Source organism: Sinorhizobium chiapasense, assembly GCF_045277575.1.
GTDB classification, from domain to species: Bacteria; Pseudomonadota; Alphaproteobacteria; order Rhizobiales; family Rhizobiaceae; genus Ensifer; species Ensifer chiapasense_A.
The window spans coordinates 2,250,165-2,276,359 of the sequence record NZ_CP144206.1 but is presented as its reverse complement, the minus strand read 5'-3'; the positions used below and the strand labels follow the sequence as shown (position 1 = coordinate 2,276,359).

Genomic DNA, 26,195 nt, shown 5'->3' with positions numbered 1-26,195 from the left:
TTCATCCTCAATTTCTGTGATTCAGTGGCAGCATTCTCGCCTTCATCAGTTGTGGGCCGGCGCGACCGTACATTGCTCGCTTCAGCATCTTGAGGCGGTTGATCTGCCCTTCGGCTTGACCGTTGCTCCACGGGAGTTCGATTGCATTTTTGACGGCATCAATATCCCGGCGCAAAACGCTGGCGAAACGCATAATTGCCGTGAGCTCGGTGTCGATGGCATCGTCGATCCATTCATCCAGCGCGTCCGGGCTCCTGCTGCGCAAGATGCCGTTGAAGCGCATGGCCAAGCCACGCATGATGGCGAACGCTCGAGAGCCCTGCTTCAACGCATTGACCTTTCTGGCCTGGCGATCTGTCAGCAAGCCGCGAGGCTTTATGCACAAAGCTGCTGCCACCACAGACGAGATCATATGGCCCGTGTCAGGATCGCGGACGGGTTCTGAAACATCCGTCTCCGGAGGCGGCTGGTCGGGTTGAATGTTTTCGACCTCACGCCACACTTTCAACAGGCGCTCCAGATTGGAGCGGCTGCCCGTGTAACCGCGGTTCTTGATATCGTAAAACAGATGGCGCCCTACTCGGTTTCCATTTTTCCAACATTCAGCCAGAAAAGCTTCGAAATACAGTGGCGATGTCGGATTCAATGCCGCCCGATTCCTGTCTCGAGGTGCATTGGAAGTAAGCCAATTCGCGATGCTGCGGCGCTCGTATCCGGTCCGCCTTGCAATCTCGCTGTACGTGAGGCCCTGCTGCCGCAAAACTTGAAGCGTGTCGAATATTTCCTGACGAGATTGCCTGTGCGCCAAGCGGGCACGGCGCTGTTGTGACCTGGCGCTGGCGATAGCATCTTCGGAGAGAATGGGTCTAACATGGGCGTGACCGTAAACGCTCATCTGTTCCTTGATCGCCTCCCTGAGATTTTGGACCAGATGAAAACGGTCAGCCACCTGGAGGGCTTGCGGGGCGCCCTCTCGGGCTGCCTGAGCATACAAACCACAGCGATCTCGGCTCACGACCTCGATCGTCGGACGCTCTTGCAACCAAGATTTTGCGCTCTCGACGCTGCGGTCCTCCAAAACATCGACGACCGAATGACGCTCAAGATCGACCATGATCGTGCCGTACCGCGAGGAATGCCGCCAGCTCCAATCATCGATGCCCACAACCCGAATAGTGTCTTTTTGTATGGACGCCGGATTACCGCGCTTCAATTGCCGCAAGATCGTGTCGTCGCTGACCGGCATGCCAAGCCGATGCATCAAGTGCTCTCCTGGACGCCCATCTTGTGACCAACCAAGCCCACAATCTCAGCCATCCGTTCAGTTCGTCGCATATAGGGTGAAGCAATCTCAGGCACCCTGTCGGTGAAGGTTCGTCGCCCGCATTTCCGGTGTCTGCACTGCCACCGGTTCAGTGCGAGCTCGATTTTCACAACTTGACCTTGAACAGGCAAGTCCTGGAGGCGGCGGTTGTGCCAGCCGTGCCGATGCCGGCTTTGCGTTCCACAATCCGGGTAGATACCGACAGGTTTGGCAGCGGCAGAAACAACAACCCAGTTTTCTTCGTCTTGAAGGGTAATACCCAGAACCGTGACCCCTGGGCCGGGTGACCATTTCAATTGCGCTCGCATCCCCGCAGATAGCAGTCGAGGCGTTAACACTCTGTTAACCACAGAAATTGAGGAAGACCCCAGTTAATTGCCAAACGACACCTTGCAATCTCGCTGTAGGTGAGGCCCCTGCTGGCGCAAAAGAAGACGAGTCAGCCACCTGGCGGACCTGCGGTGCGGGCTGCCTGGGCATATAGACCACAGCGATCTCGGCTAACAACCTCGATGGCCGGACGTTCTTGGAACCATGCTTTTGCGCTCTCGACGCTGCAGTCGTCCAGAACCGCGACGACCGAATGATGCTCGAGATCGACCATGATCGTGTGGTACCGCGAGGAATGCCGCCAGCTCCAATCATCAATGCCCACAACCCGGATATTATCTATTTGCATGGACGCCGAATTCTTGTGCTTCAATTGCCGCAAGATCGTGTCGTCGCTGACCGGCGCCTGAGCCTCATCTAAATTCACAGGATCTCCTAGGGACGGTGGTCGTCGAACGAGTTTTCAGCAGTCTATTTCTGCCGCCTATTAATGTGAAACTTGCGAAGCTGCCGACATCAGTTCCTCGGGATTCGGTGTCCTGAACGTATTGAGACCAGCCTCCAGAACTTCAGTGAAGCTCCAGCGTACGATGCCCCCTCGGTCGATTAGGAACTGACCGACAAGCTGCCCCTGGCTGGAAACCATCGCCTGCTGATCGGCTTCCGTAATCTCATATCCTTCCTTCTTATTGAGAAACTCGTCCATTGCCATGACATCCATAGGCTCGGGCAACTCGCCCGGGAGATGGACACGTATCGCCATGACCGTGTCCACCCCGACTTCGCGCAAGCCGAAAGCACGGTGCGAGGCCCGCTCTGGGTCGGATGCAGCGAGAAGATCGGGGGCCGGGTGGTAGCGGAAATAGAGCCGCGCCCGCTCGACCGGCGTAATGACGACCGCCAGGCATTCGACGCCTTTGTCATGCAGGGCCGGCTTGAGTTGCGCCATCGCCGCGACATGGCGCCGGCAGAACGGACAGTGTAGACCGCGAAACATACCTATCAACAACGGGTTCCGGCCTCGAAAATCATCGAGCGCGATCTTGCCGTCGCGCGATATCGCATCGAGCACTATGTTCGGGGCCCGGTCGCCCGGCTGCAACGGGCGGTCGACACTACTCGTGGACATGGGACTACCTCCCCACCCGGAGTCAGGAAAAGCCAGTACACCCAGCTTCGGCGTTAAGCCTACTCTGGGGCGCAAAACTTCCTGCGCCGGAGCAAAAAATAGCGTTCGGCCTCTGCCATATTGTCGAGGTCGTGGTTACGCGCTGCAGGTTCATCATAACACGAAAAAAGCACCCGTGGCTCGCCCGCTCTAGCTGTGGAGCCTCAAGAGGTTGTCCTCGGTCAGGCCGAGTCTGTTGATGGGCGTTTGAGATTTTAGGCTGCCGTGCGGGCTGTGCCAATTGTAGCGATGAAGCCAGGCGGGCAGCTCGGCGGCGCGCTGGTCTGAAGTCGGATAGGCGACGGCATAGGCCCATTCCCGGAGCGCGGTCTGGATGAAGCGCTCGGCCTTGCCGTTGGTTTTCGGCGTGTAGGGTCTGGTGCGGATGTGCTTGAGGCCGAGCGTGCGGCACGCCTTGGCGAAGGCTTTTGACCGATAGCAGGAGCCGTTGTCGGTCATGACGCGTTCGACCGTGATGCCGAGGCTTGCGTAGTAGGCGACCGCCGCCTTGAGGAAGGCGATGGCGCTTGTCTGTCGCTCGTCCGGCAAGACCTGCGAGAAGGCGACGCGCGAGGCGTCGTCGATGCACACATGGACGAATTCCCAGCCGATGCCGCGGCTGTTGGACTGGCCGGTGCGATCGCCGGTGATGCGGTGGCCGACCCGTTCGAAGCGCCCGAGTTTCTTGATGTCGATGTGGATCATCTCGCCCGGCCTGTCGCGCTCGTAGCGGCGCAACGTCGCGATCGCGTCGGCAACCGCTGCCGGGGTCTGTGCCGGGCTCCGCTTCGGTCGAGACATCTGCTTTTGTCGTCGCACTCAACGACTACGCCATCGAAATTCCTCTCTCCGACTTCTCGGAGCACGGCGCCATCTTGGCTCTCAAGCAGGACGGCAGGTACATGGAGGTTGCCGACAAGGGCCCTCTGTTCGTTATCTACCCCTTTGACGACAAGCCGGAACTCAAAAGTGAGATCTATTTCTCACGTTCCGTCTGGCAGGTTCGCACCATCACGATCGAGTAATACAGCCCGATGTACCGCTCCCCCAAATCCATGACCGCTTTCGACTGGGCTCGATGGTTTGGCATTCTTATTCTGCTGTTCCTGGCGATCGCCGCCGCAGCCTTTACCTACGCCATCAACGCCTCCGATTATGCTCTCGACCGGGTGCTACGTTACGACGTTGCTTGGTCAGGTGCAGGAGGCCGGCTGGAAATGGCTCGGCTCCAGAGGGATGTTGCGTGCTTCACCCTGACGCACGATCCCACCCATGCGCAACAGGCTCGCCTTACCAGATCCTCGTTGGGCGGATGCGCACCTGGAACGCCGGGGCTTTTCGCGACTTTCTCGACTCTTCGCCGGGACTGCGCGTGCAGTTCAATGAATTGTCCCTGAGAATCAAGGCGCTCGGAAATGTGCTCGACCGTCTCGAGCAGCTTGAACCCAAAGCTCTTGGGATTGCTTTGACCGAACTCGACGAGGTGGGCGTAGCGCTGACCCGGATCGGTACGAGTGCGTATTCGACAAGTTTGACGCAGGCGGAAGACATCCGCGACACATTGCGAGAGCGGCAGTTTATCCAACATGTTCTGATTACCAGCCTCTTTGTCACGGGGCTCGGCTTGCTCGTCCTGGCCGGTATCCAGAACCGCTCGCTCGCCCGCGCCAACCATCGGCTGCGAGAGAACGGCGAGCGGTTTGCGTTCCTCGCCAGCCACGATCCGCTGACCTGTCTGCCTAACCGCACAGCCTTTGATGGCGCGCTGAGTGCCGCCGTCATGAGACTCGGTTCCGACAGTGCCCGCATCGCGGTGCTGGCTATCGACCTCGACGGTTTCAAAGGGATCAATGACACCCTCGGCCATGGAACTGGCGATGCACTCCTCATCTCCGTCGCCCGGCGCCTCCGGGCCGACGTATGCCAGTGGGATAAGAGGAATGTGGTGGCCCGATTTGGCGGCGACGAATTCATGGTGCTGCTGCACCTGGAGGGCGGCAAGGAAGAGGTGGCCAACCAGGCGAACCGATTGCGGCAGTCGCTACGCGCCCCCCATGTCGGTGCAGCCGGGACAGTAATCATCGATGCATCGGTCGGTTGGGCCGTGTCGGGGGATGACGACGAGGAGAACGACCGGCTCCATCTCAACGCCAACCTTGCCCTCAATCACGCCAAATCGAGTGGGCGAGGAAGCATTGTCGCCTTCGCGCCAAAAATGCGGGCCATCGTCACTCGCCGCAGCCGGACGGAGGCCGAACTCGACGAGGCGATCGAGACCGGGGGCATCATCCCATTTTATCAATTGCAGGTGGATCTGGGCACAGGCCACGTCATCGGTGTCGAAGCGCTGGCCCGCTGGCGCCGCTCCGCAGGTGATTGGGTGCTCGATATCTATCGCTGAGCAGCGCGAAACCGTCGGCGGTGCCTGTCACCCGGCGATCGGGCTCGTGAGAGCCGGAGCGCCAAGGCGCTTGGGCGCTCAGGGGTGCATGGATCGTCGTCGCGTCAGACCATCCTTTAAGTATTCTCGGCAAGATGTTCGCCGATAGCATATCTTGAACCTTGCACCGGCTAAACCTATCCGAGCTCCTCGATGACACGAGACCGTTGTGGCGATCCGGAGTTTGGAACGATGCGCCGCACCGAGCGGATGGCCGCTTCCAATTCCTCCCGGGAACAGGCTTGCTGTAGAGGTAACCTTGGCCGATCTGGCAGCCGGCTTCCCATAGCAATCGATGCTGAAGGGGTGTTTCGATGCCTTCGGCTACCACCGAGACGCCGAGTTCACCGGCAAGAGCCACAACGGCCCTGACGATGGCCATGCTCTGCGGATCATCGGCGATGCCCTGGACGAAGCTCCGATCAATCTTCAGCTCATCCCAAGCGAACGAGCGCAGATAGGCCAGTGCTGAATAGCCCGTTCCGAAATCATCGAGCGCGATTGAAACCCCAAGCGCCTTCAGGCGAGAGAGCGTTGTCAGCGCCCGCTCGACATCCGCGATGACAACCGATTCGGTGACCTCCAGTCTGAGCCGGTGTGGCGGTAGTCCCGTGGCTGCAAGCAGGCCGGACACGGTCGATACCACATCGTCGCGCATCAACTGGACGACCGACGTATTGACCGAAACTCGCATGTCGCGCGGAAACGATCGCGCGTCGCGACAGGCCGCCTCCAGCATGAGGCGGCCGATCTCAACGATCTGCCCCGTGCTTTCGGCAACGGGTATAAATTCTCCAGGCGACAGCCTTCGACCGATAACACGTGGGCCGGGCGGGAACCAATGACCGGGCACGATCGTTAGTTGCAAGTCATTTTGTAGTCCCCGTCGACGGACTGCGGCTCCGTGGCCGCTTGATGGCAGGGCGTGGTAGCGCCTGACTTGAGGGGAAGCGCCGATGAATGCGTTTAACGTCGCGATTGTCGCGGATGATGACGAGTTCTTCAGGATCGCGCTCGCGGCCATCCTGAAAAATCAACTGGGCTTCACGGAGGTCGTCGAGGCCGCCTCTCTCGATGAAGCGATCGAACGCCTGGCGGATCGCGGCGACATCTCGCTTGCGCTATTCGGCCTCGCCATGCCGGGCATGGAAAGCGAGCCTGGGTGCGGTTCGTGACATCCACCCGGCGCTGAAGGTGGCGGTGGTCTCGGCTTCAGCGCGCCGCTCCGACATTCTGGCGGCGCTTGCCGCCGGCATTCACGGCTACGTCCCGAAGGGCCTCGGCGCCACGGATCTCGCCGTGGCCATTCGCCTGAACGGCTCGGTCTATGTCCCGCCGTCGATCGCCGGACGCACGCCCTTCTCGCCAGAACCGGACCCGCTGCCGATCGGGGAAGTCCGCCCGGAGAAGCTCCCGCAGCGGGCGATCGAATTCCTCACGCCGCGGCAACGGGAGGTCCTCTGGCTGCTCGTTCAGGGTTTTTCGTACAAGGAAATAGCGCGCAAGCTCCGCCTTGGAGAGGGCACGGTGAAGATTCACATGGCGGCTCTCTTCCGCAGCCTGCTCGTGAGGAACCGCCAGGAAGCGGCGGCAGCCGGCGCGCGTCTGTTGCCAACGCCGGAAAGATGACCCCCACATAGTCCGATCGGATAGGCCGGTCCCTGGCCATGCGGACGAATAGTCGAATCGCATTCGGGGGCATAGTCATAGCAACGATAGCAGCGGAACGGACGTGGAACGGGAATGCGCCAAGCGACAGCCAGGCGCGACCGAGCGGCCAGAAATCCGGCAATGCGGCGCGGGGCGCGGCAGGCGCGAACTTCCGCGGAATCGACGCCGTCGCTTCGCGGGTCGCCGACAAGACGATGCCCGGCTTCTTCTCGACCAGATCGGCGCGAGACAGGATCTGACCGACGAGCTGCTGAACGAGGTGACCGTTGGAGAAACTTGCTTCTTCCGCGGTCCCACGCAGTTCCAACTGGTCCGGCAGATAATTCTGCCGGAGTTGCGCCGGCGGCAAGCTGCCGGCGCAACTCCGGATCTGGAGCGCCGGCTGCGCAACGGGGGAGGAGCCCTATTCCCTTGCCATTCTCTGTGAAGAGGATGGGCTCTCGGGCAAGGCTCGCATCGCCGCGTCCGACATCTCTCGAAGGGCGCTCGCCGACGCCAAGCTGGCGGATTACGGCGAATGGTCTCTCAGGAATACGGACCGCACCTCAAGGACCGGTATTTCCGGAGACACGGGAGGCGGTTCCTGCTCAAGAGAGAACTAGCGCAGCGAGTCCGCTTCACGAGCGTCTGCCTTGGAACCGATATGCTTCCGGCGTCTGAAAAAGGTTTGGCGGATATCGACCTGATCCTTTGCCGCAACGTGCTCGTCTATCTCAGCGCGGCCGCCGTCCGGCGCATCGCGCGTCAGTTGTTCGACTGCCTGGTCGCCGGTGGTTGGCTCATGACCGCGCCTGCACTCATTTCTTGTTTACCGTTACTACCGTAGAGTGTTGACAACGCGCAGCTTCGCCCCATTTCACCTTGGACGCGGTTTTAGTTATGTGTGGGCGGGCAATAAGCCACTGCCGCCAGCCCTTCTTGTCTAAAATGGACCGTTCGAAGCGCCATGAAAGAAACGCAACCCACGTCCGCGGGGCAGTTTGTGCACTTCGATGACGAGATCGAAGTCATCCTCAACGCAATCCCGCAGCCTGTTATCATTAAGGATGGGCTTTCTCGCTTCTGTTTCTTGAATGATGCCGCATGTGCCCTTGTCGGCAGAGAGCGCGGTGAGCTGACTGGCCGCACGGATCATGACATCCTGCCAACAGCGGAGGCCGATCGCATTCGTGAGATCGATAAACAAGTTCTCTCTAGCGGGCGGGAACTCTTGTTCGAGGAAGAGATCACCATCGCCGACGGAACAGTGCGGAGCCTTGTGACCCAGAAACGTCGCGCCGAATTGATCAGGGGGAACTCGAAGGAAGTGGTGGTTGTGGCGACGATCCTGGATGTTACCGCACGACGCAAAGCGCTGGAGGCTCTCAAGGAGAGCGAGGCTCGTTTTCGGGCAATCGCGGACCACGCTCCGGTTATGATTTGGGTGACCGATGAAAGCGGCGCCGACACTTACCATAGCCGCCTTTGGCTCGAAATGACCGGGCAGACACCAGAGGAGGCCCAAGGCTTTGGATGGGTCAACGCCATCCATCCGGAGGACCGCGAAGAGGTCGAAGGTGGCTTCCAGGCGGCCTTCCGTCTCCGTCAGCCTGTGCGGGTAGAATGTCGTCTCCGGCGCACCGACGGCAGCTGGGCTTGGGTCATTGACGTCGGGCAGCCGCGTTTTGCTTCCGACGGCGCGTTTCTCGGTTATGTCGGCATCGTTCTGGACATTACCGAGCGTCGCAACGCGGAAGAAGAGCGTTTGCGCGCGCAGAAGCAAGTGCACCACATGGCACGACACGACGCTCTGACCGGATTGCCAAACCGCCAGTTCGTACGTGAGGCGTTTGACCACCTGATGGACAAATGCACAGGTACGGCGGAAGCGGCAGTTCTCAGCCTGGACCTCGACGGCTTCAAGACGGTGAATGATGCCTATGGGCATGCCGTCGGGGACCTGTTGCTGCGCCGCGTGGCAGATCGCCTGAGGCAATGTGTCGAACAAACCGATATCATCGCTCGTCTTGGCGGCGTCGAGTTTCTCGTCGTGAGGCCTGGCATGCATCGCTCTGAAGACGTGCTGAGACTGGCGCGGAGGATCATCGATTCAGTTGGGGTCCCCTACGATCTGGAAGGCACGCATGCCGATATAGGGGTGAATATCGGGCTTGCCTTTGCCCCGAGAGACGGCCAATCGGCAGATGAGCTTATCAAGGCTGCGGACATAGCCCTTTACCGAGCGAAGAGCAACGGCCGCGGGAGCTACGCGCAATTTGAGCCGGGCATGGACACTCACCTCCAGGCAAGGCAGAAGATGAAAATCGCACTTCGACGCGCGCTCGCCAATGGTGAGTTGGAGGTGCACTACCAGCCTCTGATCAAGGTTCATACGGGTCAGATCACGAGCTGTGAGGCGCTTGTGCGGTGGACGGATCCGGAAAAGGGGCCAGTGTCCCCGGCCGAGTTCATCCCGATAGCAGAAGAAACCGGTCTGATTGACCCGCTCGGGGAATGGATTCTTCGTCAGGCATGTACCGAGGCAGCCAAATGGCCGCCACATGTCAGCGTGGCCGTAAACCTTTCTCCGCTGCAATTTCGAGACCGACGGCTCGCCACCACCATCGCCGACATTCTCAGAGAAACCGGGCTGAATGCTTCGCGTTTGCAGCTTGAAATCACCGAGTCGGTGTTGCTTGACGAAAGCGAGGGGAACCTGCTCGTTCTTCAGCAGATCCGGCAGCTGGGAACAAAAATTGCGATGGACGATTTCGGGACAGGCTACTCCTCACTCCGGTACTTGCGAACCTTTCCCTTCGACAAGATCAAGGTTGATCGCAGCTTTGTTAGCGACTTGCCGACCGGCAAGGAGTCTCTGGCCATCATCCGAGCGGTTGCCGCCATCGGACGAGCGTTGGGAATAACAACAACAGTCGAAGGCGTGGACACGCAGGCGCAATTCGACCTCATCAGGGCGGAAGGTTTCGATGAGGTCCAGGGTTACCTGGTGGCACGCCCCCTACCCGCCAAGCAGGTGTTGGGGGTCATCGAACGACGGTCGAGGAAGGCGCAAATGGAGACCTATGAACGGCTTCATCATGCGAAGAGCAATGAGGGCACCCCCTTCATTCAGCCTACAAAATGACGCCCTTGCATCCTGTCTCGCGGTCCCCATCGATGACGTCCCAGGGAGTGGTGTAGCTTCGGCGATCGCCGTGCTTTCCGGACGGAGCCGGGAATGGGTCAGCTTGCCGCAGCGGGCAGGCTGATGAGCGGATCATCGCTCATTGCGGCGATGGTCTCAAGGGTCAGGTATCTGGAGCGCTGGACGGCCCACTCGTCGTTCTGTTCGAGCAGCAATGCGCCGACGAGGCGGACGATGGCGTCATCGTTGGGGAAGATGCCGACAACCTCGGTGCGCCGCTTGATCTCCCCATTGAGGCGCTCGATGGGGTTGGTGCTGTGAAGCTTGGCCCAGTGCTGCCTGGGAAAGGTCATATAGGCGAGCACGTCTTCTTCAGCGGTGTCCATGAGTTGGGCGAGCTTCGGCACTTTCGGCCTGATCTGGTCGGCGACGTTACGCCACTGAGTGCTTGCGGTCTCCGGCGTATCTTGGGCGAAGGCTGTGGCGATGAAGGCGGAGACCACTCGTCGCCCGCTCTTTCCGGCATGGGCCAGCGCGTTTCTCATGAAGTGAACCCTGCACCTCTGCCAGGTGGCCGATAGAACCTTGGAGACGGCGGCCTTGATCCCTTCATGGGCATCGGAGACGACGAGCTTGACGCCTCTGAGACCCCTTCGCGTCAGTTTGCGCAGAAAATCCGTCCAGATCGGCTCGGCCTCGGACGTGCCAATCTCCATGCCCAAGACCTCGCGCCGTCCGTCGGTGTTGACGCCGACGGCGATGATGACGGCGACCGAGACGATGCGGCCACCGCGACGAACCTTCAGATAGGTGGCGTCGATCCACAGATATGGCCAGTCGCCTTCAATGGGGCGGCTGAGGAACGCCTTCACCTTGTCGTCGATCTCCTCGCACAACCTCGAGACCTGGCTCTTGGAGATGCCGCTCATGCCCATCGCCTTGACCAGGTCGTCGACGGAGCGGGTCGAAACGCCCTGGATGTAGGCTTCCTGTATCACGGCCGTCAGAGCCTTCTCGGCCATGCGGCGCGGCTCGAGAAAGCTCGGGAAATAGGTGCCGGTACGCAGCTTCGGGATGCGCAGTTCCACGGTCCCGGCCCGTGTTTCCCAGTCGCGCTCGCGGTAGCCGTTACGTTGGGCAAGCCGAAAGGCGCTCTTCTCGCCATAGGCTGCGCCCGTCTTCGCCCCGACCTCCAGCTCCATCAGCTTCTCGGCGGCAAAGCCAATCATCTCCCGCAGCAAATCCGCGTCCGCGCTCTTCTCAACAAGCGAGCGCAGGTTCATCATCTCGTCGGTCATCGGTGATCTTTCCATCAGGTTGAGCTTGAACAACCCGACCCTACCGGAAAAACACTGATGGCCGCCTTCCTGCTACACCACTCCCTGGGACGTCATCTCCCCATCCGCCTCTTCAGAGATAGGATGCCGTCGTCGCTGGGTCCGATCAGGTCGCACGTGCTCTCCCGACAAGCGCACATGCCGCATCATTGAGGGCTTCTCCCTGCTCGGCGGGGGGATGGGATCGAGAATGACTTAGGGCCGCGCTGACACCGATGACGTGCGGCGGCCCGTAGGGTAAGGCTTTCATCAGCGCTGTTTTTCCTGTTGAGGTTTAGCGCAACAGAAAAATATTGGGGCAGAGCCGCCGCATCCTTGCCCCTGCCAAAGCGTGAGGCTCAGCCAATTCCTTTCCTGCGGCGCCTACCGAAGAATGGTTTCGTTCCAGGCGGGCCAACATTGTGTCGTTAATGCCAGCCGTACTCGTTTCGACGTCGAGCGGTGCGCGCCCCCCAGGTGAGCATCCCCGGCCATGTCGGTTCGCATCCATCCGGGCGACATGCAAAAGTAGGGTAAACGGGTAGGTCACCCCACGTATCTTTAAGGCCGCTGAACGGTCATTCTCTGCATGAGTCATGCGGAGAAACCTATGAGCGACAGTGTGAATCATCATCGAACATTCGAGGTCCTGACTGCCGAGCCGGTGCGGTTTCATAAGAGAAGGGAAATTCGTAGAGGCCAACGAAGTAGCCGAGGGCTTTTTCCAACAAAGGTGCCCGGTTGTAAGTTGGAATACAGATACTTAGCTTGATCCGGCTCACGCGCTTCTCCGTCATCGACCGGCGGCAGATGACCCGAGAAGGCCGATCGCGCGGGTCGTTCTTAGCCTTGTTATCGGTTTGTTGTCAGTGTGAGCCTTGCCTTGAATTCGGCTCCCCGAGATCTGATCCAACGAGCACGGCAGTCCCTAAAGACCCGTTGCCGCCTCCTGTTCCTGGGTGTTGCCCTACTGGACGGGCGTCGACTTAGAAATAATCATCGTCGCGGACGCTGGAACGGCGCCTGCACGCCCTGAAAAGGGAGGGGAACAGATAACTATTTCGCGCGTTGGAATGTGGGGCAATGCGCTGCGGGGAATCATGGAAGCCGCGACCATATTGCTCGCCGAGGGACGACGCGCACCGGCATGGCGTAAGCCCCCCTGATCAAACCGGAGAATTCCCGGCGACGACGTGTTCCCGTCATGCGGGGGTTGGTCCTATGGGCTTCGGCAGGGTGACGGCGCCTCGCGTGCCAGCTCGCAAAAATATTGCCTCGACCGGTGAACACAGATGTCCGGCACTACCGGATGCATATTGCACGAAAAATTGCGGAAAGCACTGGTAGGCGCTAGCCGGCTTTGACCACATGGTAGGTGTGTTCTGGCAAACTAGCTGAAAGAGCTGCGCTGCACCGGGTCGTGATCGAATGTCGTTAGTAAAAAGTGGCAGAGCTCGTTTGGCGTTGGCCCTGCCACGTCATCGAGAGCAACTGCGGTCTCTGAAGGACCATCGCCTGGATGATCTTCTTGAGGCGTACGCACTGGCCGCGAAGGCGCTCGACAGTCTTTTACAGGAAGTCCCCCGCCGCGAGGAGCTCGTACGCGAATATCAGGACATCTGCTTGGATCTGCAGACCGAGGTGGTTGCGCTGCTGCCGCAGTTAGAAAAGCAGCACCGCTTGTAGGACTTCACCCGTTTGCCTGAGTCGCGTTGATCCGAGATGATCAGCGCTCGCCACCGCCGCCCATTTCTCCGGCACGTCAATGACGAAAAATATGAGCCGCCCCTGAAGCCAATTCAAACGCTCGCCAGGGCGGCAAACTGATTGCCGCCGAACAAGGCCGACACTTCGTGTGTCCTTTAACTCGAATTGACTAAAATTCTAAACCTTGGCGCGAAATCACAGCGGGAGTGGAATCGGAGTTGAGGCTCAACGCCTTGAGGCCGCCAGACACCCTTCAAGAGAGGAAATGACGGCCTCCCCATATGGGACTCGGCAGTGATCGAACGGGCGCGTTCGGGAACCGCGGACGGCCGGATTGCAGAGAATACGGATCATGAAAGCCTCGTCGGGAAGCTGCCGACGTAACCGGACGGTGTTATTCTGATAGCTCTGTTGCCAGCGTTTTCACCAGATCGACGAACTTCCGTCGGGTTTTGGCGTCCTGAATCTTCACGAAAGCGCGGTTGAGGGCGACTCCCTCGGCGGAGGTCAGGAATTGCGTGATCTCATCGCTGGCTCTCATGTCCGGCCCCTGCGGGTCAGCAAATACCCCAGATCCCTCCTCGAAAAAGAAAGAAACCGGGACACCAAGAATGTTGGCGATAGCCTGCAGCCGGCTCGAGCCGACGCGATTTGTGCCCTTCTCGTATTTCTGGACCTGTTGGAAGGTGATGCCGAGCCCTTCGGCCAGCGTCGTCTGGCTCATCCCCTTGACCCGGCGCTGCATAGAAATGCGGCTGCCAACGTGAACGTCGATTGCATTCGGTGCTTTGGGCTGCGGTCTCTGCTGCATCACGACCTCAAATTGGATGTGCGGCCAATGGAGTGCACCGCGCCGCGGACACGTAAACTACAGTTCATTCTCCGTTACGACGTCGCTTGCGGATACGCAATGCGGGAGATCAGGTCCGCGGAGACTTGTCACCGATTTTCCCCAACGCGTGCTGCATGCGTTCGCAGCCGCGTTTGTAGCCAAGGCGAAACTGCTTTGCGCCTCGCTCACCGAGCGACAGATAGCGATTCGGAACCGTCTTGTTGGACCGGCCGGAGTGAAGCCTCCGACAGCTTCACCATCCCTGTATGCAGAATGCCCTATCTCGGCGTCCAGTGCCTGTTCATCGCCGGGTCGACCCTGGGCGAAGTGGACCGCACGATTGTTAAGGCCGGCCACGAGGTCCGGAGGAACAGGTTCACTGATATTTCCGGGCTCGACGGCAAATGGTTAACCTGCTTGAATAGCCCCCAAAATTAAGGAGGCTGGGTTGGGCGAACATGAAATGCGCGTGGTGTGTGGAGCGAACAGCATTATGATCCACCATCTCATCACCGAAATTGCGGCGATGAAGGGCGAAAAAGGCCCAGCGTGGATAGATGCCTTACGTGACTCGATCGTCACCGAACTCAAAGCGGCAGAGAGTTTCAGCGAAAGCGCCGCGCCTGGAATGTTGGCAGCGATACGGAACTTAGTTGAAGGTCAAGTTGCGACTGCCAAACTTCGCCTTGAAGAGCGGCAGACCCGAGCGGCCAGCTAACACTGTCCAGCGCGACAGCTGACCTCGGTGATCGCGCCGCGTGGTGCCTCATAATCCGATATCGGTCGTGTCATTGTCGAACTGCTGTTTGGCGTGGCGGCGTTTGCCCAACGTGTTTGCCCACGCGCTGCACGGCTGTGTGTCGAGTTCGAAGCCGGGGTGACGAAGCATTGGCCGTCGTCGCTTCTCCGGTCCGCTGTAGCGCCTGGACGAAGGGCGGGGTATCTCAACAATGGCCACATGATCCAGATAAAGCTGCGGGCCATGCGCTCAATCGCGGCGGACAATCTGGTGCAATACCAGCTTCACGCGGCGAGCAGGTTCGAAACGGACGCGTTAGGCGTTTTCCGCAACGAGCCCCGTTCGAATCCCGCGCTGATAAAATCCCCCAGGACCGTGGCGAACAAATAGCACTCGACGTCGAGCAAACTACCCCCATCCTTCAGACATTCTTATCGACGCCGTCTGTATCGTTCCGGTGGATTACAGCGGCGTTCTCTCTGAAAGCTGCTGCCATCGGCCGCAAATGCCAGGTGGGTCGCATGTCCGCCAGAATAATTGGCTCATTCGGAGTGTGTCTTGCGCCAGCAACAAAGTCCTTGGTCGGCCCGTGATCGCCGGAAGCGTACACTCATCGTTATTGTGATTTTTCTGTTGGTAACCGCCGCGCTCTCGACGCTGGTGGCGGAAGCAATCGCAACACTGACGGCGACGGCGAATTCGATCGATGATCATCGAGCGCTCAACGCGGCCTCCGCTGCTGAGATGTCTTTGCGCAATCAGATCGGCGGTACCGTGCGCGACAACGGCTATTGGGACGATGCATACCAGCATGTTGCGGTCGGTAACGATAGCGATTGGGCGATCGAGAATTGGGGCAAGATAACCCGCGACTATCCGCTCTACGATACCGCAATCGTTATCGGCCCAAACGACGAACCGTTGATTGCCTATTACAAAGGTGACCCGATTGGGGAGAAACCGAGCACGTTTTTCGACCAGTCATTTAAGACTTTGCTTGCCGAGGCAAGAGCCGAAGCCTTGGACCGCGACCGGTTGCCAGTACATTTCATCCGCACGCGGCAAGGCATTGCGGTCGTCGGTGCTTCGCCGATCCAATTGGTCGACAGAGCGGCTAGCATGCAGAAGACGCATGTTCTCGTTTTTGCCAAGCATCTGGATGCGGACGTCACAGCGGAGGTGGCGGCGAATTTCGGCCTCACCGGTCTCAGTCTTCGCCAGTCGCCGGACTCCGGCCAACTGCACTCGCCACTGCTGAATGCCGACCAGAAGCCGGTCGCCTACTTCAGTTGGCACGCGCAAGAACCCGGCTCGAAAAGCTTAGCGACTGTCGCGCCCTTGCTGTTCATTGCAAGCATCGGCGTGCTGTTGTTTCTCGGCGGGATTGTCGCGGTGGGCGGTGCGGCGATCCGCAACCTCAGCCGGGACGAGGCACTGGCTCGTTACCGGTCCCTTCACGACCCGCTGACGGGCCTGCTGAACCGAGCCGGCTTGTCGGAGCGTTTCAATGCCAGGCGCGATTCCGGTCGTACGCGGTCAGCGACGCTGAACCTTATCGATCTCGACGGTTTCAAAACCGTGAACGACCTTTGGGGCCATCCGGTCGGCGATGCCTTGATCGTGGCCGTCGCACAGCGCATTCGCTCCGTCGTCGCCGACACGGCGCTCGTCGCGCGATTGGGAGGCGATGAATTCGCCGTGGTGGAGATCGTCGACGCCGACAACGCCGTGCGGATCGGCCGGGAACTTCAACAAGCGCTCGTCGAACCGTTTAGCGCCGAAGGTCGCGTGATCGAGATCGGTGCGAGTGTTGGCGTGGTGCATTGCGACAAGGCCGAAGAAACGCTCCACGAACTGATGCGCAAGGCCGACATCGCGCTCTACCGCGCCAAGGAAGCCGGCCGGAACATGGTCCTGCTTTACACCGAGGCATTCGACGTCAGACAGGCACGCGAGGCGACACTCGAACAAGATTTACGGGAAGCCCTCGACCGCCAGGCGATCGATGTCGTCTTTCAGCCTCTCGTCGACGCTGAAACCGGCGCCTTGCGGGGCGTGGAGGCGCTGGCGCGATGGACTTCGCGTCGGTCTCATCGATCGTCTCGGCCTGCAGGTGATGGAGAAAGCTCTCAAGGCGGTGCGGGAATGGCCCAGCATGGCGTTGTCGGTCAACGCCTCTCCGATCCAACTGAGGAACCCATACTTCGTCGAGCAGGTGCGGCAACTGGTCAGCGAAACATCGTTTGATTTCCGCAGGCTGACGATCGAGATCACCGAGGGCGTGCTGATCTCCAATCCCGATCAGGCCATGCGCGCCATCCTCGGGTTGAAGGCGCTCGGCATCAAGGTCAGCCTCGACGATTTTGGCAGCGGGTATGCCAGCATCGGCGCATTGCGAAAGTTCCGCTTCGACCGCGTGAAGATGGACCGCTCCCTGATCGTTGCCCTCGACGAAACGGTGGAGGGCGCGGGCGTGCTGCATGCGACGATCTCGCTGGCCAACGCGCTGAATATTCCCGTGACGGCCGAGGGCATCGAGACCGAGCGACAGGCAGTCGCCGCCCGGCGCGCCGGTTGTGACCAGCTTCAAGGCTACCTGTTCAGCAAGCCGCTCGCGGCGGCAGACATTAGCGCTCGGTATTTTACACACGAAGCGGTGTCGAACGATCGCCGACGTTGACCGCTGACGCAGCGATGGTTGCGTGTCGGCGGCTGGCATTGAAGTCGCGGGTGAGCCAGGGCGCGTGAGGTCACGCTACCGGATTATTTGCTCCCTGCGTCGGGAGGGCCATCAGCGCCTTCGTCTCGTCGCTCATAACCGGGAATCGGGCGTGATCTGCGTTTCGATGAGGCGCTCCGCTCCGCCGAACGAAATGCCGGTCACGACCGCGGCACCCGCATCTCCCATCCGGCTTTAGCGAGGACCGACTAGAAGGCCAGGTCGTCGCGAGCGACGCTGGAGCCGTTCAGCGCCGAATCCATTCTAGACTCCGCCGCTCGGCGAATGCCACCTGCCTTCTGATCGGAGCATTCAGGCATCGCTACTTTCTCGAACTGCTTCTCCGCCGCGACATCCGTTTTCTGAAGCTGTGAATACAGGAGCTCAAGATCTCTGTGGGGCCGTGCTGCCGGCGAATAGGCGAATATCGCGGGCGGCGATACTCAAAGCATTTCTGTAGGCCGGCCAGCGTTGGCCTGGGCTGCCAACATGAAGCGCTTGATGCCGGACGGTGCCACTGCAGGTCGCAGCGGCGGGGGGAATTAGGGATGCGGTTGCTTGACCGGTGATTCGCGTTTATTCGTTAACGAGTTGTTAAGCGGGTAGAGAGTTCGCACGCACATGTTGGGCAAAGCGCGGCAGCGGCATTATTTGGCTCGATTATATGACGTAAAAAATGAGGAACCGTCCCGCGTTCGAAGCGTCAATCTGGTCGCCCGTGCATTGTACCCGGCGCGAGGGGTCAAGAAGCTGTCGGTTGTTCAGGCCCGTATTGTTGGCATTTGCGAGTCAGGCGCTATTTTACAATCGAGCAAAATAGAGCTGATCCCCGATCATTTTTATTTATGCTTGGGACACTTCGAGATATTTCTGACTTGCGCCAAATTGCGCAGCGGAAAGGACGGGATATTCGTTAGGTTTTCAGAGGCCCAGGATCCGTCCTTTGTGGATTGTCTGTCATTGATTGATTCCCCCCTAGACACCATGCATAAAATGCAGGGAAAACATGGACGTATAATTGATTTGAAAATTATGAAGCGGTCATGAGAAAATATCGCACAGTTTAGTTTCTTTGCAATTGAACAACGTTGCTTAACCCATCGAGGGAATTCAAGGGGGATGCCTTCCAACGCGGCTGCGATGACTAAGAATTTCCACATCTGTATTTGTGCCTTCCGACGAGGAGCATGCTGTCGACGTGCAGGTGTGTGTCAACCGCGGTTTTTGCTCACCTTCGGTTTGAAGTTGACCAGTAGGGATTTCAGTTCAATTTCGCGAACCCGCCTGGCCGCGTCACTTGGGCTCACCCAATCGAAAGCGCGTTGTCCCCGCTCTTTGAAATCGGCGCTGATCTCGGTCACTTCAATCTGGAATATCTCCACGATGCAGGGCGCAACATTGCCGTCACCAAGTTCTTTCAGATAGGTATAGCTACCGACCGGCTTCTTTTTCGCCTTACCGCGCACGCCGGCTTCCTCCCATGCTTCGATCGCTGCCGCTTCGTAGGGCTTCTTGCCCTTCATCGGCCATCCTTTAGGAATGACCCATCGCTGACTTTCGCGCGAGGTAATGACCAGGATTTCAATCTCGGAACCACCCTCTTTGTAGCGGAAGCAGAGGGCACCGTATTGCTGCCAAAACGCCTTCCCGAACAGCTTCTCGGGGGTTCGAGCAAGTTGCTGGAGCAGTGTTTGTGATTTGCCTGCTGAGGGCTGATTGCCTGGTTTCGCTGACTTCATGACAATTGAGGTTGTCAAATTTTCTTTTATATTTCAACGCATCCGGGAGGCCGCCACCTATGCAGCGCTCGCTATTGGCGCGAACCCGAGCTCCAGCGTCGCCTAACCGATGCGCCTTCGTCTCCTTTGGATCACCAGATCACCACCGGAAAGTCTGGTTGAGATTGACGAGCGACGGCTCTGGGTCGAACTCGTCCCTACCAGCCGCCAATCTGAAGTCTTAAACGTCCGTATGCGCGACGCATGAACCGTGTCGCTAGGTCCCTGACAGTTTCTAGCACGATCACTGAGGACATCATGCGTGACGGCATCCGCTCCAAGGCCAAGACAACGGAAGTCATCAAGGTCGATCTTGGCGAAGGCTGCATTGTGCGCGCCGCCAAGGTGTCATCAGACAAACTTGCGACGGCTCAAAATCGCAAGATAACCGCCGACACGCTGAGAACCACCAACTTCAGTAAGAAGTGTGAGACCCTACCCTAAATAGACACAAGGCTGGAGCTACGGACGTCGAAAATATCGCTGGTTGTGCAACCGTGAAGCTTGGTGGGCGGAGCCAGTTTAACCCGAATGTAGTAGCAGAGTACCCGTTCGGGCGAGTTGCTTCACTTTTCTCCAATTGGCACACTGCACCTGCACTTGCATAAGCCGCTACCCCGTTTCACGCAACACTACCTGCGTTCGCGGTTCATATTGCCGTGTAAGTGCTCGATACTTTCCACCTACGCGCGGTTGAGCCTCCGCATCTGACCTGCGGAGGCTCATTCCATTTGTTGCAATGGAGTTTCGCGCGGAACGCTTTCTTGTCGGCCAAGACGCGCGCCCGGTCGCGGCTGCGTGCACAGCTACGGAGTCAGGTCACCTTCTTCACGGGCGGTATCGTCAATCGTTGATGATGGAAGGATTGCTCGCGTTAGTGATGCATCACGCAATCGCTCCTGCAAAAGCTACTTCGGTCAGTCGTTGCGCCTCATTATGCTTGCGACCAACGATGGCATCTTGCAGGTACGGGACCGTGGCCCGTTGCGTACTTCACGACAGGTGGCCCTATTCTTGCTGCAACCGATCTTTCGGAACAATCAGTCGCACGACGAGCCCCCCCGGATTCCAAATGCGGCTAATCTTTCCGCGGAATTGCCTTTCCAGAGTGAGCTTGCCAAGTTTCGTCCCGAAGCCCTCCGTCTCCGGCTTCACGACAGCCGGCCCTCCTCGCTCCGTCCAGACCAGTTCCAGCGTTTCCCCATGGTCGGTGCATTCGATATCGAGTCGGCCACTGTCGGTTGACAACGCTCCATATTTGGCCGCGTTGGTTGCCAACTCGTGCACGACAAGCGCGAGACCCGTTATGGCCGAGCGTGACACCGAAAGGTCGTCCCCCCGGATCGTCACTCGATTTCCCTGATCTGTTTCGCCAGCGTAGGGTGATAACAATGTGCCCAGCAGCTCCTGCAGCGTTGCGCTGCCCTCCCCGGCTTCTGCGCCACTCAATCGCGGGAGCGTGAGCGCGTGCGCCCGCGCTAAGGAAGCCAGCCGCGCGCCGACGGCCGTAGCGAGCTCATCCGCAGAACTCGCGGATCTCGCGCTGAGCGTCACCACACTGCTCGATACGGTGAATAGGTTCTTCATCCGATGGGCCATTTCGCGGATAAGCAGGTCTTTTTGTTGCTCGGCCTGCTTGCGTTCGCTGATGTCGCGCGCGATCTTCGAAGCGCCGATGATGACCCCATCATTGTCGCGGATCGGTGAAATTCGAAGCGAGACCGGGATCAGAGCGCCGTCCTTGCGCCGCCTTACCGTTTCGAAATGGTCGACGGGATCACCGGCACGGATTTGCGCCAGGATTTGATGCTCCTCGCCAACATGGTCCTCGGGGATCAGCAGTGTAACTGGACGTCCAATCGCCTCCTCGGCGGTATAGCCGTACAACCGCACAGCTCCAGCATTCCAGCTGGCGATTACACCATTGGGGTCCATCGACAGGATCGCGTCTTCCGACGACTCGACGATGGCGGCGAGTTGCTGAGCTGCTCGGTCGGCTTGGCGCCGTTCAGAGACCTCACGCTCCGCCGCTTTGAACAGCTGAGCATTGTCGATTGCGACAGCGGCATGGGCTGCGATCGAGATGACCGTCTGCTCGGCTTCGGTGGTGAAGATGTCCGGTTGGTCGTGGCCGAAGAAAAGGCCGCCATGTACTTCGCCCGAATGCGAAATGACTGGAACGGCCAGATAGCTGACCACTGGCAGGTGCCCCTTCGGCATCCCGTAATGAGGAGCCGACTTTCCATAGCGCGGGTCGGCTCGGATATCCGCCGAACGCACAACGCTAAGGCCGCGAAAGGTTGGGTCGAAGACGGCCGTATTGCGCGGTAGCTGGAAGTTCTCGAAAGCCGCTCGTGGCACGCCTGACAGGGTATAGCGCGTGTATCGCTCACCGTCGGGATCGGTGCGATTATAGAAGAAGGCACCGAACTTGGCCCCGGTGAGTTCAGTCGCGGCGTCGGTGACCGTCTGAACGATATGATCCATATTATTACCGGCGATCGCATTAGCGATCTTGTCGACCGCCTCGAGACGGCGCTCGCTCGCGTTGCGCTTTGAGATGTCGAGAATGGTGACATAGGCGCGTTCGCAGCCCGGACCATCGAAAACGATTGTGAAGACGACGTCGATCCGTCGCCCGGAGAGAGTGCGCAGTGCGGTGTCGCTGGCGAACCGCCGTCCGCCTTCCCAGATGGTCGCCAACTCCTCGAGGAAGATCGCCGACGTTTCCGGCAGGAAAACGCTCGACAGTGATCGAAGCAACTCTTCCTTCCTGGTCGCCTCAAACAGTTCAACTGCGAATGGGTTGACGTCAAGGATCCGGACGCGCGTGATTGCCTCTTGCAGCACGTCTGGATGTGCCGCCAGATGGCTTCGTAAATCCGTCACCCCCTCAGCCCGCAAGCTGTCCAGCAGGTCGACGACACGCGAAAAGTCTCGCTCCCAGACAGCCGCACCAACGTTCTCGAAAAGAGAGCGGAACTTCGTTTCGCTCTCTTGGTTGCGCTGCTCGGACGCCTTGAGCTCGCTGATGTCCATCAAAAGGTTCACCGCGCCGACGAACGCACCGGTGCGATCAAACAGCGGCGTAGGGTAAGGGATGAACGCCACCCGGGTACCGTCTGGCCGCTCCGCCAACACTTGATATCCGCGCACAGGCAATCTCTGCTGCAGGGTCAGAGCCATCGGACACTCGTCATGCGGCAATGGCGTACCATCGGGCCAATAGAGTTTCCAGGAGCCGCAGAATTCGGTTTTGCCGAGTTCTGGGCGAACACCCCAAAGCGATACGGCCGCTTCATTGAAAAAAGTGATCCGCCCGTCCGCGTACGTCGTGTAGACCGCCACCGGCAGAGCTTTAAGGATCTCTTCGGCAGGGTAATCGCCGGTCCCGAGCAGTTCACGCTGCTCGGATAGTGCTTTTGGAGCATTGGTTGGTAGTGGCTGCAGATCGCGATCGACCGTGTGCCCGTTACCGGTTTTCATTTCGATCTCCATCGCAGTCTCCGGCCAACCCCATCGTAGAGATCCGAGCCGTTTACACGATAGCAACTTACCTGAGCCCGCACAAACGGCGCGTGCGAAACGCAAAGGGCCGACACGCGTGAGACTTGGGCGCAATCGCGGGCTTGGCAGCGTGGACGCGACATTCTCAGTTGGCTGACGGCTGACTGGTGCTTGTGTCGTTTAGGAGTTGCGAGATCGCCGTCACCAGCTGAGCCATGGCGAAGGGCTTCTCAAGCATAACGCTGTTGGGGACACCCTTCGAGGCCCAGTCACGAACGCTGTCGCCGCTGACATAAACGACGGGAATCTGTGGATCGATTTCTCGCGCGGTGCGTGCGATATCCCACCCGTCAGGTGGTGCGCCTAGCCGGATGTCAGTGACAACGCCATGGATGGGTGAGGTCGGGGCGTTTAAGATCCGCATGGCGTCCCGTGCGCCGGTTGCCGTTACAATATCGAAGCCGGCGTTCGTCAGCGTTTGCTCGAACTCCAAGAGCAGCAGCGCCTCGTCCTCGACGAGAAGTAAAGTTACGGTTTCCATTTTCGCCTCAGGCGACATTGCCCCGTCTCCGAACGTTAAGGACAGAAAATGGTTCCCCTTATTTTCCGGGGCTATCGATAGCCGCGCAGATTGAATCGGCTCCGCTAAAGCACGCCTATCAACTTGGGGCCCGATGTCCCAACGTCGAAGGGCGGCAGCAACGACCCTCAGATCCGACTGGAGGCGAGTTAACGCGCCGAGAGAAAAGTGTTCCCCGCTATCCGACTTGGGTCCCATAGGCGAGCGCATAAGTCCTAGGGAGATTGTTGACGAACCCAAGGGGCGCATAATTCGCTATGCCTATCGCGCATCATCCACACAGCGCGTCTGGCCGAACCCAGAACCGTTCGCGCTTACCCTTCCGGGCGGTTCTGGTCGCTGCGTCCCCTGGAACCCAGCGGCTCTACTTCAAAGCGGTCTCGGTCGGTTGCCTTATCGTCGGATCGGCCCTTACTGTGCCCCTCGACAACCTGAACCCATCGGTGCAGGCGCTCCGTGACGGCCAGACGGCAACTGACGTGTTCAGCTACACCAACGAGGACAACCACGGCGCCTCGTCCACCACGACCCTGACGGTGACGGTCACCGGCACCAACGACGCGCCCACCGCCGAGGGGGATAGCTACAACTGGAGCATGGATACCAGCATCACAATTCCGGTGCGCAAGGGCGTCGAGCTCGCGCCGTCCAGCGATGATCCAAGCAAGATGAGCCTATGGGTCGCCGACTACGGATATGACCAGCATGCAACGCCTGACGGAAGGCGTTTCGAGATTCCGCTTCATGTGCCGTTTGAGAATTCTCTTTTGGTTTGATGTTTGATCCAAATCTCCGCTGATCCCCGCAAGGCCGATGACGAGGTTTTTTCACTTTGCGCTTCCAAAAGCAGCGTAGTGGGGGTTTGGAACGGCGCTCGTAGTGTGGCTGGCTTTACCTGCCGGGCGTCCCAGCGGTGGAAACCTCCCTCTCCTCTTCGGGGTCGGAACAACTCGAGGCCTCCTCAATCCGGCACGCCGGCTGACAAACCATTTGCTTCGCGAATGGCACGGCGGGCTGCGAATTCTTGCCTGCAATTTGGGCGCCATCATCCATTTTCGCTCAAGATTTCGATATGTGACCTACCTGCTGTTTCGCAGCGTTGGGGATCAGCACCCTTCCTTTCGTCAGGTCGCGGTTCCTTTGAGAAGCCTGCCGCGCGCTCGCGCGGCAGGCTTCTTGTTTCCATTTGTTGCTCTTTCAAACTCTTAGACCGCGCTTGATGGACTAGTTGCCCAGCAGTCGCCTCCAGTCGCTACCTCCTTGGCCAGTCACGGTGTCGTTGGCGATCGCGTAGAGAGCATTCGACTGATCGTTGCCGTCGCGGATGGCTTCGAGTGAGTTCAATACAAAAATGCTGTCCCTCAGATTGGCGGAGAGCGTGAAGCCGCTGGCGATGAGGGTATCGGCGCCGTCGCCGCCATAGACATGGGACTCCGCGACGGCATCGGTCACGGTGAAGGTGGTGCCGCCGGCATTGCTGCTCTCTATCCGGGAATTGACAATCATGCCCGACAGATCGAGTGCGGCCTCCTGCGTGGTCAGCGTGCCGCCCTTGATGGCGCTGATGCCAGCCAGGTTCGCCTGGTTGACCTTGAGCGTGCCGCCGATCGAATATGCCGTCCTGCTCGACAGCGCAGGTGGCCGCATTGGATCGCTGCAACAGAACTAAAACAAAAACGTCCCTCTCCTCGTAAGTGGAACGGCCCGTTTAGCAAGGCGCTGCTGCTGTAATTTTCCAAGTCGGGCGGTGCGGTCGTATGTCCGGCCTATCTGCGCGGTCGCGCGACCGCTGGCCACGATGATTTCCGTAATGCGGGATCGCCTAATCGTACTCACGCGCTGCAAGGCGCAAAGAGGGGAACGGTCTGATCTGCATTGGAATTCGCCCCTTGGCTCGCCATGGCTCCCACCATGAAGAGACTTCGCAGTTGAGGATTGCCTCGCTTCGATATCGAACCCAGCTTTTGTTTCGCGCCGCTCGAATTTGATCGAGGTGTCAGCCCCACCCATGCCGCAAAATCGCGGCCGGTTCGGAAACCAGCTGGATCCGGTACCAGCGCCCTCACTGCTGCTGCAGTAATCGGGCCGACGCCTTGAATGCTGGTCAGGCGTCGAGAGACGTCATCCTCTCGAACGGACGAAACGATCATCTTTTCCAGCTTCATGATTTTCTCTGTCAGGCGCTCGATCTGGTCCGCGATCTCAATCAATGCAAAGCGGCGATTGGTGGCAGTCGATGATCGGTATCGTCGCGCACTATCTTGATGAGCTTGGCGCTTGCTTTAAATCCTGCACCGGCCACGATACCCAGCTCCGCGAGATGAGAGCGTAGCGCATTGACCGTCTGAGTACGCTGCCTGGTAAGGAGATCACGAGCCTTGAGCATCATGTTGACGGCTTGCTCGACATCCGACTTCGCCGGCACAAACCGCATCGTCGGTCGTGTGACAGCCTCGCAGATGGCTTCGGCGTCCGCGGCATCGGTTTTGTTCCTTTTCACGTAAGGCTTGACGTAGCAGGCGGGCATGATGCCGGACCTGGTGGCCGAATTTAGCAATCTCGCGCGTCCAGTAGTGAGCGCTGGCGCAGGCCTCCGTTCCGACGAGGCAAGGAGGAGTTCGTTCAAAGAAGTCTAGAAGTTGAGATCGGCGGATTGCTCGACGCGCCACATATGGTCGAAGGAGCGACGCATGGCGTAAGCGGCTTGCGGGCGGGACCGGGGAAACCATCAGCACGACACGACCCGAGTAATCCCGTCTGTCATCTGAAACCACTCAACTCAATTTTCGGTTGGCTCGTCGCTAGTCATTCTTGATTAATAGCACCGCATCGCAAAACGCTCTATCTTCCCTGGCAGGGTGCCTCGACGAGACGGGACGTCCGGTTTTGCAGCGCTGCCGGGCCGCTTCGGTTTCCGCACCAATCCCTGATGCATGAACAACACGATCCACGAGGAGACG

21 protein-coding genes and 5 pseudogenes are annotated in these 26,195 nt (G+C 59.1%); 13 read left to right on the top strand and 13 right to left on the bottom strand.

Going from position 1 to position 26,195, the window contains the following annotated elements; translation table 11 throughout:
• Window positions 1-7: 7 nt before the first annotated feature.
• The 5 genes and pseudogenes from QM996_RS29340 to QM996_RS29320 form a co-directional block, all read right to left on the bottom strand.
• On the bottom strand, window positions 8-1,246 hold the full coding sequence (locus QM996_RS29340) for an ISL3 family transposase (RefSeq protein WP_500270518.1): 1,239 nt from the start codon (window positions 1,244-1,246) through the stop codon (window positions 8-10).
• Window positions 1,247-1,260: 14 nt separating this feature from the next.
• Window positions 1,261-1,632 carry a transposase family protein gene (locus tag QM996_RS29335; protein WP_500270517.1) on the bottom strand — a complete coding sequence of 124 codons (372 nt, stop codon included), beginning with the start codon at window positions 1,630-1,632 and terminating at the stop codon, window positions 1,261-1,263.
• A 143-nt stretch (window positions 1,633-1,775) separates the two neighbouring features.
• Window positions 1,776-2,057 (bottom strand): annotated as a pseudogene (locus QM996_RS29330) (transposase); the annotation flags it as partial.
• A gap of 84 nt (window positions 2,058-2,141) precedes the next feature.
• Entirely contained in the window at window positions 2,142-2,783 is a 642-nt protein-coding gene (locus tag QM996_RS29325) for a peroxiredoxin-like family protein (protein ID WP_334197355.1), read from the bottom strand.
• A 189-nt stretch (window positions 2,784-2,972) separates the two neighbouring features.
• Window positions 2,973-3,560, bottom strand: a pseudogene (locus QM996_RS29320) (integrase core domain-containing protein); the annotation flags it as partial.
• 71 nt (window positions 3,561-3,631) lie between these two features.
• On the opposite strand from QM996_RS29320, the pseudogene QM996_RS29315 reads away from it, so the two are divergent.
• Window positions 3,632-3,847 (top strand): annotated as a pseudogene (locus QM996_RS29315) (putative pterin-binding protein); the annotation flags it as partial.
• A 287-nt stretch (window positions 3,848-4,134) separates the two neighbouring features.
• Entirely contained in the window at window positions 4,135-5,223 is a 1,089-nt protein-coding gene (locus tag QM996_RS29310; RefSeq protein ID WP_334197353.1) for a diguanylate cyclase domain-containing protein, read from the top strand.
• On the opposite strand, the gene QM996_RS29305 is transcribed toward QM996_RS29310, so the two are convergent.
• Complete coding sequence (locus QM996_RS29305) at window positions 5,153-6,286, bottom strand: EAL domain-containing protein (RefSeq protein WP_500270423.1); 1,134 nt, start codon at window positions 6,284-6,286, stop codon at window positions 5,153-5,155. The genes QM996_RS29310 and QM996_RS29305 overlap by 71 nt on opposite strands.
• On the opposite strand from QM996_RS29305, the pseudogene QM996_RS29300 reads away from it, so the two are divergent.
• The 4 genes and pseudogenes from QM996_RS29300 (at window position 6,219) to QM996_RS29285 (ending at window position 10,057) form a co-directional block, all read left to right on the top strand.
• Window positions 6,219-6,891: pseudogene (locus QM996_RS29300) on the top strand (LuxR C-terminal-related transcriptional regulator). The gene QM996_RS29305 and the pseudogene QM996_RS29300 overlap by 68 nt on opposite strands.
• 392 nt (window positions 6,892-7,283) lie before the next feature.
• Window positions 7,284-7,535 (top strand): CheR family methyltransferase, encoded by a 252-nt coding sequence (locus QM996_RS29295; RefSeq protein WP_500270516.1) that lies wholly within the window; start codon window positions 7,284-7,286, stop codon window positions 7,533-7,535.
• A complete protein-coding gene (locus tag QM996_RS29290; RefSeq protein ID WP_500270422.1) occupies window positions 7,451-7,759 on the top strand; it encodes a CheR family methyltransferase in 309 nt (102 codons plus the stop codon). Before QM996_RS29295 ends, QM996_RS29290 begins: the two co-directional genes overlap by 85 nt.
• Before the next feature lie 120 nt (window positions 7,760-7,879).
• Window positions 7,880-10,057 (top strand): putative bifunctional diguanylate cyclase/phosphodiesterase, encoded by a 2,178-nt coding sequence (locus QM996_RS29285; protein ID WP_334197351.1) that lies wholly within the window; start codon window positions 7,880-7,882, stop codon window positions 10,055-10,057.
• Window positions 10,058-10,155: 98 nt separating this feature from the next.
• Here the strand turns inward: QM996_RS29285 and QM996_RS29280 are convergent, their stop codons facing one another.
• Window positions 10,156-11,355, bottom strand: a complete 1,200-nt coding sequence (locus tag QM996_RS29280) for an IS256 family transposase (RefSeq protein WP_334141816.1) — start codon at window positions 11,353-11,355, stop codon at window positions 10,156-10,158.
• Window positions 11,356-12,831: 1,476 nt separating this feature from the next.
• On the opposite strand from QM996_RS29280, the gene QM996_RS29275 reads away from it, so the two are divergent.
• Window positions 12,832-13,059 carry a hypothetical protein gene (locus tag QM996_RS29275; RefSeq protein WP_334197350.1) on the top strand — a complete coding sequence of 76 codons (228 nt, stop codon included), beginning with the start codon at window positions 12,832-12,834 and terminating at the stop codon, window positions 13,057-13,059.
• A 415-nt stretch (window positions 13,060-13,474) separates the two neighbouring features.
• Here the strand turns inward: QM996_RS29275 and QM996_RS29270 are convergent, their stop codons facing one another.
• Entirely contained in the window at window positions 13,475-13,891 is a 417-nt protein-coding gene (locus QM996_RS29270) for a helix-turn-helix domain-containing protein (RefSeq protein WP_334197349.1), read from the bottom strand.
• Between the two features lie 469 nt (window positions 13,892-14,360).
• On the opposite strand from QM996_RS29270, the gene QM996_RS29265 reads away from it, so the two are divergent.
• From QM996_RS29265 to QM996_RS29250, 4 genes are all read left to right on the top strand, one after another.
• The gene (locus tag QM996_RS29265) at window positions 14,361-14,630 is read left to right on the top strand and encodes a hypothetical protein (protein WP_334197348.1); all 270 of its coding nucleotides are present in this window, start codon (window positions 14,361-14,363) and stop codon (window positions 14,628-14,630) included.
• Window positions 14,631-15,209: 579 nt separating this feature from the next.
• Complete coding sequence (locus tag QM996_RS29260) at window positions 15,210-16,898, top strand: sensor domain-containing diguanylate cyclase (protein WP_500270421.1); 1,689 nt, start codon at window positions 15,210-15,212, stop codon at window positions 16,896-16,898.
• Complete coding sequence (locus QM996_RS29255; protein WP_334198709.1) at window positions 16,789-17,331, top strand: EAL domain-containing protein; 543 nt, start codon at window positions 16,789-16,791, stop codon at window positions 17,329-17,331. Before QM996_RS29260 ends, QM996_RS29255 begins: the two co-directional genes overlap by 110 nt.
• A 660-nt stretch (window positions 17,332-17,991) precedes the next feature.
• Window positions 17,992-18,417: a hypothetical protein gene (locus QM996_RS29250; protein WP_334197346.1), complete on the top strand. Its 426-nt coding sequence runs from the start codon at window positions 17,992-17,994 to the stop codon at window positions 18,415-18,417.
• A 164-nt stretch (window positions 18,418-18,581) separates the two neighbouring features.
• Here the strand turns inward: QM996_RS29250 and QM996_RS29245 are convergent, their stop codons facing one another.
• Entirely contained in the window at window positions 18,582-19,109 is a 528-nt protein-coding gene (locus QM996_RS29245; RefSeq protein ID WP_334198708.1) for an NUDIX hydrolase, read from the bottom strand.
• A gap of 297 nt (window positions 19,110-19,406) precedes the next feature.
• Between QM996_RS29245 and QM996_RS29240 the strand changes: the two genes are divergently transcribed.
• Window positions 19,407-19,592, top strand: coding sequence for a hypothetical protein (locus tag QM996_RS29240; RefSeq protein ID WP_334197345.1), 186 nt, complete (start codon window positions 19,407-19,409; stop codon window positions 19,590-19,592).
• 564 nt (window positions 19,593-20,156) lie between these two features.
• On the opposite strand, the gene QM996_RS29235 is transcribed toward QM996_RS29240, so the two are convergent.
• Together QM996_RS29235 and QM996_RS29230 are read right to left on the bottom strand one after the other, a co-directional pair.
• Entirely contained in the window at window positions 20,157-22,646 is a 2,490-nt protein-coding gene (locus QM996_RS29235) for a PAS domain S-box protein (RefSeq protein ID WP_334197344.1), read from the bottom strand.
• 154 nt (window positions 22,647-22,800) lie between these two features.
• Window positions 22,801-23,214, bottom strand: coding sequence for a response regulator (locus tag QM996_RS29230; RefSeq protein ID WP_500270420.1), 414 nt, complete (start codon window positions 23,212-23,214; stop codon window positions 22,801-22,803).
• A gap of 437 nt (window positions 23,215-23,651) precedes the next feature.
• On the opposite strand from QM996_RS29230, the gene QM996_RS29225 reads away from it, so the two are divergent.
• Window positions 23,652-24,011 (top strand): VCBS domain-containing protein, encoded by a 360-nt coding sequence (locus tag QM996_RS29225; protein ID WP_500270419.1) that lies wholly within the window; start codon window positions 23,652-23,654, stop codon window positions 24,009-24,011.
• A gap of 448 nt (window positions 24,012-24,459) precedes the next feature.
• Here the strand turns inward: QM996_RS29225 and QM996_RS29220 are convergent, their stop codons facing one another.
• Window positions 24,460-24,882, bottom strand: a complete 423-nt coding sequence (locus QM996_RS29220) for a hypothetical protein (RefSeq protein WP_334197341.1) — start codon at window positions 24,880-24,882, stop codon at window positions 24,460-24,462.
• A 254-nt stretch (window positions 24,883-25,136) separates the two neighbouring features.
• Window positions 25,137-25,904 (bottom strand): annotated as a pseudogene (locus tag QM996_RS29215) (IS110 family RNA-guided transposase); the annotation flags it as partial.
• Window positions 25,905-26,195: the final 291 nt, after the last annotated feature.

Bases quoted from the DNA above. Each gene is read 5' to 3' on its own strand.
- QM996_RS29270 (WP_334197349.1), bottom strand. From the start codon at position 13,891: ATGCAGCAGAGACCGCAGCCCAAAGCACCGAATGCAATCGACGTTCAC.
- QM996_RS29290 (WP_500270422.1), top strand. From the start codon at position 7,451: ATGGTCTCTCAGGAATACGGACCGCACCTCAAGGACCGGTATTTCCGG.
- QM996_RS29250 (WP_334197346.1), top strand. From the start codon at position 17,992: ATGTTGGGCAAAGCGCGGCAGCGGCATTATTTGGCTCGATTATATGAC.
- QM996_RS29280 (WP_334141816.1), bottom strand. From the start codon at position 11,355: ATGACCGACGAGATGATGAACCTGCGCTCGCTTGTTGAGAAGAGCGCG.
- QM996_RS29335 (WP_500270517.1), bottom strand. From the start codon at position 1,632: ATGCGAGCGCAATTGAAATGGTCACCCGGCCCAGGGGTCACGGTTCTG.
- QM996_RS29230 (WP_500270420.1), bottom strand. From the start codon at position 23,214: ATGTCGCCTGAGGCGAAAATGGAAACCGTAACTTTACTTCTCGTCGAG.
- QM996_RS29240 (WP_334197345.1), top strand. From the start codon at position 19,407: ATGCGTGACGGCATCCGCTCCAAGGCCAAGACAACGGAAGTCATCAAG.
- QM996_RS29325 (WP_334197355.1), bottom strand. From the start codon at position 2,783: ATGTCCACGAGTAGTGTCGACCGCCCGTTGCAGCCGGGCGACCGGGCC.
- QM996_RS29235 (WP_334197344.1), bottom strand. From the start codon at position 22,646: ATGGAGATCGAAATGAAAACCGGTAACGGGCACACGGTCGATCGCGAT.
- QM996_RS29340 (WP_500270518.1), bottom strand. From the start codon at position 1,246: ATGCCGGTCAGCGACGACACGATCTTGCGGCAATTGAAGCGCGGTAAT.
- QM996_RS29285 (WP_334197351.1), top strand. From the start codon at position 7,880: ATGAAAGAAACGCAACCCACGTCCGCGGGGCAGTTTGTGCACTTCGAT.
- QM996_RS29220 (WP_334197341.1), bottom strand. From the start codon at position 24,882: ATGCGGCCACCTGCGCTGTCGAGCAGGACGGCATATTCGATCGGCGGC.
- QM996_RS29245 (WP_334198708.1), bottom strand. From the start codon at position 19,109: ATGAAGTCAGCGAAACCAGGCAATCAGCCCTCAGCAGGCAAATCACAA.
- QM996_RS29305 (WP_500270423.1), bottom strand. From the start codon at position 6,286: ATGGCCGCGAGCGCGATCCTGAAGAACTCGTCATCATCCGCGACAATC.
- QM996_RS29310 (WP_334197353.1), top strand. From the start codon at position 4,135: ATGCGCACCTGGAACGCCGGGGCTTTTCGCGACTTTCTCGACTCTTCG.